This window comes from Sphingobacterium spiritivorum, assembly GCF_016724845.1.
GTDB classification, from domain to species: Bacteria; Bacteroidota; Bacteroidia; order Sphingobacteriales; family Sphingobacteriaceae; genus Sphingobacterium; species Sphingobacterium spiritivorum_A.
Map to the genome: position 1 here is coordinate 3,012,657 of NZ_CP068082.1, position 12,468 is coordinate 3,025,124.

General features: G+C 39.2%; 12 protein-coding genes. 2 read left to right on the plus strand and 10 right to left on the minus strand.

What is annotated here, in order from left to right:
- Positions 1 to 62 precede the first annotated feature (62 nt).
- Positions 63 to 317, plus strand: coding sequence for a 30S ribosomal protein S20 (gene rpsT / locus I6J03_RS12605; RefSeq protein ID WP_002992614.1), 255 nt, complete (start codon positions 63 to 65; stop codon positions 315 to 317).
- 112 nt (positions 318 to 429) lie between these two features.
- On the opposite strand, the gene I6J03_RS12610 is transcribed toward rpsT, so the two are convergent.
- Entirely contained in the window at positions 430 to 1,281 is an 852-nt protein-coding gene (locus tag I6J03_RS12610) for a 3-keto-disaccharide hydrolase (protein ID WP_003011531.1), read from the minus strand.
- Between the two features lie 60 nt (positions 1,282 to 1,341).
- Positions 1,342 to 2,154, minus strand: a complete 813-nt coding sequence (locus I6J03_RS12615; protein ID WP_003011532.1) for a helix-turn-helix transcriptional regulator — start codon at positions 2,152 to 2,154, stop codon at positions 1,342 to 1,344.
- A 358-nt stretch (positions 2,155 to 2,512) separates the two neighbouring features.
- Between I6J03_RS12615 and I6J03_RS12620 the strand changes: the two genes are divergently transcribed.
- Entirely contained in the window at positions 2,513 to 4,003 is a 1,491-nt protein-coding gene (locus tag I6J03_RS12620) for a succinate CoA transferase (RefSeq protein ID WP_039990492.1), read from the plus strand.
- A 25-nt stretch (positions 4,004 to 4,028) separates the two neighbouring features.
- Here the strand turns inward: I6J03_RS12620 and gldG are convergent, their stop codons facing one another.
- The 8 genes from gldG to I6J03_RS12660 all read right to left on the minus strand — a co-directional run bounded on the left by gldG (position 4,029) and on the right by I6J03_RS12660 (position 12,308).
- Complete coding sequence (gldG, locus tag I6J03_RS12625) at positions 4,029 to 6,449, minus strand: gliding motility-associated ABC transporter substrate-binding protein GldG (protein WP_003011534.1); 2,421 nt, start codon at positions 6,447 to 6,449, stop codon at positions 4,029 to 4,031.
- A 99-nt stretch (positions 6,450 to 6,548) separates the two neighbouring features.
- A complete protein-coding gene (locus tag I6J03_RS12630) occupies positions 6,549 to 7,127 on the minus strand; it encodes a hypothetical protein (RefSeq protein WP_003011535.1) in 579 nt (192 codons plus the stop codon).
- A 67-nt stretch (positions 7,128 to 7,194) separates the two neighbouring features.
- The gene (locus I6J03_RS12635; protein ID WP_003011536.1) at positions 7,195 to 7,902 is read right to left on the minus strand and encodes an ATP-binding cassette domain-containing protein; all 708 of its coding nucleotides are present in this window, start codon (positions 7,900 to 7,902) and stop codon (positions 7,195 to 7,197) included.
- Between the two features lie 9 nt (positions 7,903 to 7,911).
- Positions 7,912 to 8,856, minus strand: coding sequence for a glycerophosphodiester phosphodiesterase family protein (locus tag I6J03_RS12640; protein WP_003011537.1), 945 nt, complete (start codon positions 8,854 to 8,856; stop codon positions 7,912 to 7,914).
- Complete coding sequence (locus I6J03_RS12645) at positions 8,853 to 9,386, minus strand: shikimate kinase (protein ID WP_003011538.1); 534 nt, start codon at positions 9,384 to 9,386, stop codon at positions 8,853 to 8,855. Before I6J03_RS12645 ends, I6J03_RS12640 begins: the two co-directional genes overlap by 4 nt.
- The gene (locus tag I6J03_RS12650) at positions 9,386 to 10,585 is read right to left on the minus strand and encodes a BT_3928 family protein (protein ID WP_003011539.1); all 1,200 of its coding nucleotides are present in this window, start codon (positions 10,583 to 10,585) and stop codon (positions 9,386 to 9,388) included. Before I6J03_RS12650 ends, I6J03_RS12645 begins: the two co-directional genes overlap by 1 nt.
- 7 nt (positions 10,586 to 10,592) lie before the next feature.
- A complete protein-coding gene (locus I6J03_RS12655) occupies positions 10,593 to 11,138 on the minus strand; it encodes a DUF1599 domain-containing protein (RefSeq protein ID WP_003011540.1) in 546 nt (181 codons plus the stop codon).
- 153 nt (positions 11,139 to 11,291) lie between these two features.
- Entirely contained in the window at positions 11,292 to 12,308 is a 1,017-nt protein-coding gene (locus I6J03_RS12660) for a hypothetical protein (protein ID WP_003011541.1), read from the minus strand.
- Positions 12,309 to 12,468: the final 160 nt, after the last annotated feature.

Genomic DNA, 12,468 nt, shown 5'->3' on the forward strand with positions numbered 1-12,468 from the left:
AAAAATATGGGTTATTTTTGCAGTCCGAAATTTAAGTAAAGAAATAAATTTAGCTAATAGAAATGGCAAATCATAAATCAGCGATCAAAAGAATTAGAGCAAATGCAACTAAGCGTTTGAGAAACCGTTACCAAGCAAAAACGACTCGTAACGCAATCAAAAAATTACGTAACACTACTTCAGCAGAAGAAGCTAAAACTTTATTACCTCGTGTAATTTCTATGTTGGATCGTTTGGCTAAGAAAAACGTAATTCACAAGAAAAAAGCTGCTAACAACAAATCGAAATTGACTAAATTGGTTAACAAATTAGGTTAATTCCTCGTTAGACCTGTTTAAAAGCGATATAGTAGGGATACATGAATAATGTATCCCTTTTCTCGTTGCGATAAGACAGAGGGCCTGATTATAGCTAATCAGGCCCTCTGTCTTATTTCTGTGTAATGATTTGCTGTACGATCTTATCCAGTTTTTTAGGATCTTTCATGTAAGGCTCCAGATTATATAATTCGACCTTTTTGAAATCTATAGGGTGACTTTCACTCTGAAGAGAAATATATCCCTGCTTCAGCAACTGCCCGTCTTTTTTCTGAGCCGGATCATAGTCAGATACACTTCCTCCTCCGATCTGAGGTTTATTATACTCCAGTACTACCTGACCTTCCAGAATATGCTGAATAACAGAATCTCCTAATACCACAAAGTCTGCTGTTACCCATTGATCTCCGTGGTAAGTTTTGGATTTAGAACTGATACAGTGGGGAGTGAATAATTTCTCATTCATAACGACATTGGTACCCGGGGTACACAGGTTGCTTGTGGTACGTTCATTTTTTCCGTCTCCACCTAACAATTGTCCTTCAATAGATATCGGAAAGTCCTGATTTTTTAACATTGTACGCGGATCCTGACCATGCAGCATTGCTCCGCTGTTGCGCCATGCCCAACCTTCACCCTCCGGTGCCTGTTCTCCTACGAAGCGGTATTGTACCCGTAGGACGTAAGCACTGAATGGTTTGTCATAGGCAATATGACCATATTGTTTGTCAAAGGATTTGTAACCGTCATATCTTACTTTTAGGAGTCCGTCTTCAACTCTGAATGTATTTGCATAATTATCGCCTACTTCGTGTTGACGGATCTTAATGATCCAGTTTTTCATGTCTTTTCCGTTGAATAACTGGATAGGTTTTGGAGTTTTTACAGTTTGTGCAGCTAAGGGAGCAGAGGAGAATAATAAAACTCCTATGCTTAGAGCTGCAAATGCATTCTTTAGTTTCATAGTATGGTTTGTGTCTTGCGCTAAAGATAGTGAAAAAATAACAGGAAGCAGAGGCCAGGCTTACAGCAAGTGGTTTTTGTGCTTGACATATTCACTCGGACGAACTCCCACTATTTTATTAAAGGTGTTGCTGAAAGTAGGAAGGCTGCTGTATCCGACTTTGAGAGCCACTTCATTGACCGTTAATTTTTCATCCAGTAATAATTTCAACGCCTTTAACATCCTTAGAATGGTATAGTATTGTATAAAAGACATATTAAGCTCTTTTTGGAAAAGTCTGGCCAGTGTGCGTTCACTGATATCAAACTGTTTGGCAACGTCTTTAAAACTTACGTTTTCTTCAATTCTGCTATCCAGATAAGTAATAATATCCTTTAATTTGGTATGACTGGGATAAGGCAAAGCCAGAGGAAGCTCTGTCTGAGATAGTTCCGGCAGAATTAGTTTGAATGCTTTGGCAATAGAGTACTTAGGCTCTTCAACGGGAAAGATATTACCATTCCATCTGTTAGTAAACATGATCAGTTCAATCAGCAGATCGTTTACGGGATAGATGTTAATCTTGTCGAAAAAATCTGTATCCGTTTCAAATTTGGGAAAATAAAGATTTCGCATAATCACTTCAGGACTGCTCGGATGAATGCTGTGTTTCATACCCGATGGTATCCAGATGTAATGACGTGCCGGAAGAAAAAAAGATTTATCCGGTGTCTTCAGAAATACAACTCCCCCTTCAGTATATAGAAACTGCCCTTTTTGATGCATATGTTCAGCAATAAAGCTTTCACCCATCACTTTATGATGACAATAGATGCTATCCTCAAATGCATCTACTTCTGTCATGTAATACCGATCTACATATTTGGCTTCCATCTTCGCGAAATTTTAATGATTAAATCCTTGATTAACAATTATAATGTGTAAAAGTAAGTTTGTACTTACCTGTAAACTGCTCAAAAGTTAGTTGATACTCATTTCTGAGGATTGTCCTCCTGATTATAACGGTCATACTATCAATATTTTACACAGATAAGAATGTCTCATTCCGGTAAAAAAGAAGTTAATAAAATGATATTAATCACTGATTCATAAATATTTACAAATATATCGTCTTTATTGGATAATTTTGTGGCAAAACGCAATAAAATGCCAAATAAATAAATGGTTAATATTGTCTGTGCTCTTTATGAGCTGGTTGTAAATGAGGTTTGATAAGTTTTTATTTATAAATATGACAGAGGAAAGAATTCGGTTAGAAAGTCTTAAAGATAAAGTAGTCAGTGCTGCTGAGGCAGCTCTTCTCTTCGAAGATAATATGGTTGTAGGCTCCAGTGGTTTTACAAAAGCCGGAGATAGTAAAGTGGTATTGCCAGCTTTAGCTGAGCGGGCGCAGAAGGAGAAAATAAAGATTACATTAATGACCGGAGCTTCACTTGGTCATGATACTGATGGCAAACTGGCTGAAGCAGGGGCACTGAAGAAAAGAATGCCTTTTCAGGTAGATCGTGTGTTGCGTAAAAAGATAAATGATGGTGAAGTTCTTTTTATAGATCAGCATTTGAGCGAAAGTGCAGAACTTTTACATAATAAAAATCTTCCTCCGGTCGACATTGCTGTTCTTGAAGTTGCTTATATCGATCGTGACGGAAGTCTTGTCCCTACTACATCGGTAGGTAATTCGGCTACGTTTGCTGCTTTGGCGAATAAAGTTATTTTAGAAATCAATACTGCTGTTCCGTTGGATGTATTAGGTATTCATGACATCTATCAGGCAGAAGACTATCCATATCGTAATGTTATTCCTATAGTAGCTCCCTGGAATAAAATTGGAAGAAAGACGATTCCGATTAATCCTGACAAAATCGCAGCTATTGTATTTACAGATATTGTAGACAGTCCGGCAGATATTGCTGAACCAGATGTCAAAACTACAGCTATTGCCAATCATATTATGGCATTCTTTGAAAATGAGGTGAAGTTAGGTCATTTGACAGATCGTCTACTTCCTTTGCAGGCTGGTATCGGGAAAGTGGCAAATGCTGTATTAACAGGTTTTAAGGATAGCAATTTTTACGATCTGACTATGTTTTCGGAAGTATTGCAGGATAGTGCCTTTGATCTTATTGATTCTGGTAAATTATCCTTTGCTTCAGCTTCTTCTATCACGGTTTCCAAAGAATGTTACAGCAGGGTATTTGATAACCTGCAAAAATACAGAGATCGTATTGTGCTGAGACCGCAGAATATTTCAAATACTCCCGGATTGATTCGTCGTCTCGGAGTAATCGCAATCAATACCGCAATAGAGTTTGATATCTATGGTAATGTTAACTCTACACATATCAGCGGTACAAAGATTATGAATGGTATTGGCGGATCCGGAGATTTTGCACGTAATGCGTTCCTAAGTATTTTTGTGACGCAGGCATCCTCCAAAGAGAATGCTATTTCTCATGTGTTGCCAATGGTATCGCATGTGGATCATACAGAACATGATGTGGATATACTGGTGACCGATATAGGTCTTGCAGATCTAAGAGGATTGGCTCCACGTGAACGGGCACAGGTTATTATAGACAATTGTGTACATCCTGATTTCAGAGAAGAATTGCAGTCGTATTTTGACCGCGCAAAGGAAAGAGGAGGTCATACTCCTCACTTGCTGGAAGAGGCTTTCAGCTGGCATATCCGTCTCAGCGAGACTGGTACCATGAAGAAATAATAATGAACTAAATATAGAGCCGTCACTAAATACTAGGGGCGGCTTTTTTTGTATACTTTCTTTTTCGCAACAGCTGTTGCAGCAATCCTGCCAAAAACAGAATAACAACGGGTAATACTACATTTATAAACTGCCACTGCAGCTTATCTTTCCGAACAAGCGCCTGATCGAGCATACGCAGTTTGATTTCTCTGTTTCGGAGTGATATCAGAGAAGTATCATTTAATAAATAGTCCACAGCGTTCTCCAGGAATGTTTTATTTGCAAACTGCTGATTGGTATAGCGATCCCATCCCAATGGAAAAGGAGATTGATCGGATGTATTGACCTGATTGATCAGCCAGTCTCCATCTGCAATAGCCAGCATTTTTGCGGGCTTAGATACCGAAGACAAGTCTGCAGGATTTTGAATTCCTGCCGGAGCCGGGCGATTTTCAAAAATATAAGGAAATTTCCCCTGTAGCAACACGGCTACGGTAGCCGGATTGCTTTTGAAGCGTGCAGGATCTGGCTGTTCTTCTACCATTTGCAATGATATTGTGGCCGGGGTGCTGAGTATACGTGTAAAGGGAGAGGATTGGAGTATGATCTCTTTTTTAATGCCTTTTGCTTCAATAGTATCTATAGTTCCTGTGAATTCGGTACGTATTCCGTCCAGGTTTTTAACAATAGGATTCGTGGATACTGGCATAAGAATAGGATAAAATAACCAGGGAGCGAGCTCTATTTGAGATTGTCCGCCAACATTGCCTACACTGATTGGAATCTGTCCGCAGTTCATATCTGCTATCAGGTTATAATTAAAACGTAGGCCATACAGGAAGAGCTGATCGTCCAGATTGAGTTGTCGTCCTATTATGGGCTGTTCTCCTGTTGCTCTAAGTTGATCCAGACTTGCATCTATCTGATCGATTGCCCATATGACATTTCCACCATTTCTTATAAAATAATCTATCTTGTATTTGTCACTTTCTGAAAATGCTTTAACCGGTTTGGCAATGACCATGATATCCAGCTTTTTCAGACCTTCATAATCGAGGGAGTCCAGAAGGATACGTCCAACCTCATTCCCGTTCATAAGCGAATGCATGGCATCATACAAGTGCAGGTCTGTAGCTTCCCCATGTCCTTCTGTAAATCCTATGTATGGAAAATCCTTCTTTGTAACTTTAGTAATAGCGGATATAAAGGCATATTCCAGATTTTGAATAGAATTATTCAGGATCTGTTCCGGACTTGCACTGCTTCTGTTCTGCAGGAGATTGAGAGCAATTTCCCGGTCCTCAGTAGAGATAATGGCACCGGGGAAAATCATTTTTTGATTGAATCCGGATTCAGATTTTACACTGAGATTGGTGGGGTATAATCCTCTTCCGACCAATGCCTGCGTAAATTCCTGTTGTTCCGCAGGTGTACCTGTCAATGGATTTAATATATTGAATTTAATCCTGCCATTGGAATAAGAGCGTAAGTCTGATGCCATATCAATAGCTGCTTTTTTAAGACGGTCAAATCCACTGGGTAATTCTCCATCAAGAAAGATGGTAATATATATGTCTTTATCTAATTTCTGAACAATGTTTTTGGATGTATCAGTCAGGGTAAACCGCTTGTCTGCTGTGAAATCAATACGGTCAAACCATGAATTCATAAGCCCTGAATTGAGAAGAATGACAATAGCTATGGTAGCTCCATAATAGGTAAAGGTCTTCTTTCTGGGATTGAATCGACGACGGAGATGTCCTACAGTCAATACTAAAAAGAACAGGGGTACAGAAATAAAATAGAGAAAATCAGATACTGTAAGTACACCGCGGCTGATAGCCAGATAATGTTCCTGAAATCCGATGTTTTTGACAAACGTCTCATAAGAATTAAGGGCACTTAACTGGCTGACGGCATCAAAACCATAAAACGCTATGAAACTACAAAAGACAGCCAGTAAAAAAGAAACAATTGCATTTTTTGAAAGGGAGGAACAAAAGAGTCCTATAGCAACAAATCCAATCCCTAATAGTATTAATCCGATATATGAACCAACAGTCGCACCGATATCTATATTGCCAGTAGGGTTTGCTAAAAAGTAAACGGAAATAGCATAGATAATAGTTGGTAAAATTGCTAATGTGGTGATGGTAATACCACCTAAAAACTTACCCAGAACAATCTGTTTTACTGTAACCGGACGACTTAGAAGAAGGTCATATGTGCCATCCGCTTTTTCTCCGGCAATAGACCGCATTGTAACGGCAGGTATAAGAAATATAAAGAGGTAAGGTGTAAGCGAAAAAAAACCTTCCAGGGTAGCATAGCCATTGTCAAGAATGCTGGTTTCCGGGAATACCCAAAATAATAAACCGGTAATCAGGAGAAATAGGCCTATAGCAAGATACCCGATAAGTGCATTGAAATACGAGGATACCTCTTTTTTATAAATACTAAGCAAAATGTCTTGTTTTTTGCTTCGAAAATAGCAAATAGAAGGCGGTAAAACAAGAAAGTACCGGCTGATCAGCCGGTACTTTCTTAATGGATTAAGTTAAAACTATCTTTTTCCCGGAAGATAGATCTGGAAACCTACACCCACACCAAGACCGGTAGATTTATCTGCACCGCTCACATTTGCTTTGGAGTAATTGTATCCAAATGTTGCTTCCAACGCCACTGTTTGTGTAATAAAGTGTGCATACCCTATGTTTGCTCCTGCTGTAAATGTTGCACCATCTCCTAATGAGCTTCCAGCAATACCAACAGAACCCTGACCAAAGAAACGGCCTGTAGAACTAGCTCCCTCCGGGAAGTAGTATCTTACGAATGGAGCAATACCATATCTCCAATCGTTTTCTCCATCTTTTATTGTGGTCAATCCCAACATACCTTCAGCTCCAATAGCAATACCATCGGATACAAAATATCCTGCACGGGGATTAAGTGCTGCATTGAAAGATTTGCCTTCAAAACTATAGCCAAGGCTTCCGATAGAACCACCTACCATCCAGTTGCCTGTCTGAATCGGTCTCATACCTACATCTGCTGATGTCTGAGGCTTAGTTTCGATTTTTTGAGCTTGAGTAACACCGACTGTTCCCAATAAAAGAATAAAAGGTAAAAATAATTTTTTCATGTTTTCCTGTGTTTATTGATATTCAATATAGTAATAACAGTCGAACAGAAAGAAAGTTTTGAAAATTTTATTTAGTTATTTGAACAAAAATATCTTCCATTGTTAAGCCAGGGTATTTTGCGGCTGATTCGTTTAATGCAAAATCTTCCATTACTTTTCCTTTTTTAAGGATAACGACAGCATCACAAATGGCTTCCACTTCCTGCATGATATGGGTAGAGAATAATACGGTTTTTTCTTTTCCAAGTGTTTTGATAAGACTTCTGATTTCGAGAATCTGATTAGGATCTAATCCTGTGGTAGGTTCGTCCAGAATAAGCACCTGAGGATCATGGATAATAGCCATTGCCAATCCCACGCGTTGTCTGTAACCTTTGGAGAGTTGTTGTACCTTTTTATGTTGTTCGCTTTCCAGGCCGGTAAGGTGCATGACCTCTTCTATGCGCTGGGATTTATTTGCGATCTGATGTACTCCTGCTTCAAAAGCAAGGATCTCCCGGACGTACATTTCTCCATACAGCGGGTTATTCTCCGGAAGGTAACCAATCAATTTTTTGATTTCCCGGTGTGCATTTTCCAAATTAAGCCCATTGATGACTACAGTGCCTGAATCTGCAGGGATCAGACCAGTCATGATTTTCATAGTGGTTGACTTTCCTGCTCCGTTAGGGCCCAGAAAACCAACTATAGTATTGGGCGATACATCGAACGAAACTTCGTCCAAGGCCTTTTGTTGGTGGTACGTTTTAGTGATTTGTCTGAGTACAATAGACATGTGTGGTTCTTAATTGATAAACGGAGATTTTATTCCTCTTTTCAAGATGTAATATTTCAGGGATTTTCCCGCCTCTAATGGTCTGTCTGTGCTTAATATGTCTGCTCCTCTATCCACGTATTCTGCATAGACCTGATTACCATTTGCTTTTGCCTGTTTATCGAGGTTACCCATAGTGCCAAGGATAATGGGGATGCCATGACCATGCAGGAGATCTACAAGACCTTTGTCAGCTTCTCTGGTTCCTACAAAGGCTACTAATCTGTTGTCTGGTATATCCCGGTCATTAAGCCGTAAGAGATCTCCTGAGTTGCGTATAGAGGCTGAAATCATAAGGTCAGGTGCCAGACTGAATATACGGTCTGCCTGATTCGGATTATAAGTAATGATAATGACATATGCTTCAGCTCTGGTCTTACGGATCGCATTAATAACCAGACTATAGGGTGTTTCCTGTTTTACATCCAGGGTGTAAATTACCTTTCCTATTCCCCAGGCCAGTGCTTCTTCTAAAGTTGGAATGCGATATAAGGTCAGCTTTCCGTTGTTGTCTTTGAGTTTGAGTTTTTTTAATTCAGCAAGAGTATAATCACTCACCTTACCTGTGCCGTTGGTCGTACGATCCAGTTTGTCATCATGCATGAGTACCAATGCAGAATCTTTAGTCAGTCTTACATCGCATTCAATAATGGAAGGTTGTTTACTGGCGATGTAATCGAAGGTTTCAATCGCATTTTCAGGATATCCCGGATATGGTCCGCCACGATGAGCACTGACAAGAGGATATCTTTTTTCATCATAAGTCAGAAACTGATATAAATCATCTACGGATTTGAATTTAAAAACGGTACCCTGAGTCAGGGATGGCTTATTCGATGAAGCCATTTCTATGCAACTGCTGACAGTTGTCAGCAGGATAAATCCAAGTAGAAGTATCAGTATTCTTTTATTCATATAGTAGGACTATTTTCTTTATTGTGTGTATGTATCAGTTGAATGATTTCATTCAGATCACGATCCAGTTTTTCGAAGATAATATGAGCCTGATTATAAAACGGCTCCCGTTCTTCAAGTTTAGATTCAATGAACTGATAAAGCTCTTCCCCCTTTAGCCCGAGCAGAATCGGCCTTTTTTTTACATCTGATTTGGATAATCTGTCCCAGAGTGCTTTCGGAGTCATTTTCAGATAGAGAGAAATTCCTCTCTCATTGATCCAACCCATATTATCATGGAAACAGGGTGTTCCTCCGCCTGTAGAAATGATACCGCTAACTCCTTCCTGTTTTTGGAGAAACTCACGTTCCAGATTTCGGAAAGCTTCTTCACTGTGTGTTTCAAAATACTGAGCAATCGGCATACCAATATGTTTCACTATCTCTTCGTCAAGGTCGATAAACGGTACATTCATTTTACTGGCAAGCTTTTTACCGATAGTTGTTTTACCGCTTCCCATATAACCGATTAAAAAAACAGGCGCATTCATTATTTATCTTCCTTAAAATATTTTTTTTCTAACTTTTCGACTGAAGGAAAGTTATTGTGCGACCATTTGTTGATCACTGTCCCATTTTGTAAAAGGAGTACTCCCGGATTAGATCTTACCATGCTTTTAAGCGGAACCTGATCGGCATAAAAAATCTCAAATATCAGATCCATATGTTCACTCAGGTAATCAGCGTCTGTCGAAGAACTCGCTGTCAGCAAAACGGCTCTAAGATTATAGTCCTCTGCAATTTGTTTGACGGTCTGATTGATCTTACCCAATGCTTCCAGTTCGCCTTTCCCCATTTTAGTCAGATCTTTACTGACAACCACAAAGTTGTAGTACGGATTGCTGATAATTTCCTGTGTTTTATCATTTCCGTCTACATCTGTAATCATCAGATCCGGGATCGGGATAGCGTATCCTTTTTTGATAAGTTTGCTTTTAGGATCTCCCACAATTTCCCAATCACTGTCCTCCCATATTTTTTCGGACATGTACACTTTGTCTGTAACTTCCTTTGTCTCGCCGGTTTTTACATTTTTCATCGTATAGATGGTCTCGTATACATCTCCTTCTTTACCTTCAGGTAAGACCATCAGGGAAGGGATATTATTGCCTTTTTTGTAAGGAAGAAAATCAATAAATGGGAGGTAATGTGTCGTGTATATACCTATACCCATGGAAATGACGACTATGGCTGTTGTCAGCAGGTTACTGGTGAAAGGATCCGCAATAATAGGTTTTATCTGTTTGCGGTAGATAAAGATGATCAGAATCAGTGCCAGTAAAACGAGGTCTTTGGAAAAGGACTCCCAGGGCGTCAAAGGAATAGCATCTCCAAAACATCCGCAGGATGTCACTACCTCAAAAAAGGCAGAATAGAAGGTGAGGAATGTGAAGAAAATAATAAGAATCAGTAATCCCCAGGCAACCTTGCGGCCATGGAAACCTAATAATAACAGTGCACCGAAAATAATTTCCAATCCGCAGATCAGGATAGCCAGATAGGTGCTGTAATCGTTAAGGAAATTCATGTTGAACACATGAAAATATTCTTCCAGTTTATATCCGAATCCGGTGGGGTCATTGGCTTTTATCAGACCTGAAAAGATAAAAAGCAGTCCGGTGATGATTCTTGAAAATCCTAACAGATAGTTTGTCTTTTGTTTGGCAGGTTGAATGTAAGTACTTTGCATATCTGGTTTATTTTTGTGTTGCCAAACCCATTTTGATTAAGGCGAATACGGCATAGTTTAACATATCTTGATAGTTGGCATTGATTCCTTCCGAAACGATGGTTTGTCCGCCGTTGTCTTCGATCTGTTTGACACGGTGTATTTTCATCAGAATAAGATCAGTCAGTGACGAGATCCGCATATCGCGCCAGGCTTCTCCATAGTCGTGATTTTTGGCCAGCATCAGATCACGGGTTTGTTCTACTTTTTCGTTATATTTTTGATTTACAAATGTCGGATCCAGATTTTCCTCTCCATCTTCTCCCAGTTCGATCTGCAGCATGGCGATAACGCAGTAATTAATAATACCGATATACTCCTCGGCAATACCTTCTCCGACTTTGGAGACTTGTTTTACCTCCAATGTGCGGATTCGTTGAGCCTTAATATAAATTTGGTCTGTAATAGATGATAGCCGCATGATGCGCCATGCTGTACCATAATCTTTTGTTTTCCTGATAAAAAGGTTTTGACAATGCTCGATAACACTGTTATATTCTTGAATCGTATCCATGAACGGTGATTGTATGCTCTTAATAATTTGTTGATTAGCAAATATAAGTAGAATAAGTAAAATTTGCGGATAAAGCAGGAACAGGCTTTGTAATTATAGCATCATATTCCCTGAAAATATGATGCTATAAAAAGAAAACAGTAATATTTTTGACTACCAGCGGACCAGTTCTCCGATACGATAGGTCAATACACCTGTTGCGGGATCGTATTTGTCTGTTGAGAGTACAGGCATAGGCATTTTGATTTGATCCTGATCCGGATGGTGAGTGCGGTTGTGATATGTTTTGATTTCTTTAGGAATAAATACCTTTCCGTTGATGGTCAGATTGCTGAGGGTCATGTCAATGACCGGAATGTCCTTGTAGTAGATAAAGTTGTCTCCTAAATGTCGGTCAGGAGTTCCGAAATCAAAGTATTTATGGTATTGCTCTGTGAAATAAACAATAGTTTTATCCATACGGATTTTTTTGCCGGGAAAGGCCAATGAACCTATAGTGTCTGTCCGGTGAGTTTGTAAGTTTTCGACTGTATAGGTTACCCATGAATGCTCTACATCTCCCCAGGAAAAATATAAATCCTTTGGAGTGAAATCTGGAGCTACGCTTTTTCCTTTCAGGTAGCTCGTTTTTGTCAGCTTTAACCTGTACTTCCCTTTATTCCAGTTTAGTTTATTGCGCACACTTATAAAATCACCCTCACCGTCACTGCTGTTGTAATATCCGGCAGAATTTGTTGCCTCTTTGCTGCGTTCGTACCAGCGGGAGAATATTCCTCCGCGTCCGATTTGCTGATAGACATTATCTTTGACGCTGTAACCATCCGAATGGGTCTGTATACCTCCATACACAGGCATGCCGTTTAGCTGAATATTGAAAGGTGATATGTAGAATGCATATTCGTCCGGAATATCATTTAGGATATCTACATCTATACTGAAGGACTGAAAATCCGTTATAGTGCTGTCTAACTGAACAAAAGAATTAGTAAAATGAAGAGGCGGGAGAATAACACTATCGGGGTAGTTGTGTGTATTTCTCATTTTCTTCTCCGTTTCTTTGTGGAGGTCGCTGTTTTCATATTTTTTCTTCAGTTCTTTTTTGGATTGAGCATTGACCACAGTACCGGAAAGGCAGAGTAATAAGATAAAGACATAATTTAAGGATTTCATACAGATATGTTTATTACATCTAAAGTACGGATTTTTACAATCGATGAAGACGGATAAGGGACAAATCTGCAGAATTCTTACTACGCTTATGTTTTATTTTTATGATATTTACAAAATAAGCCTTTTATACTTATTTCCGATTGGAAATGAGCCCATATAT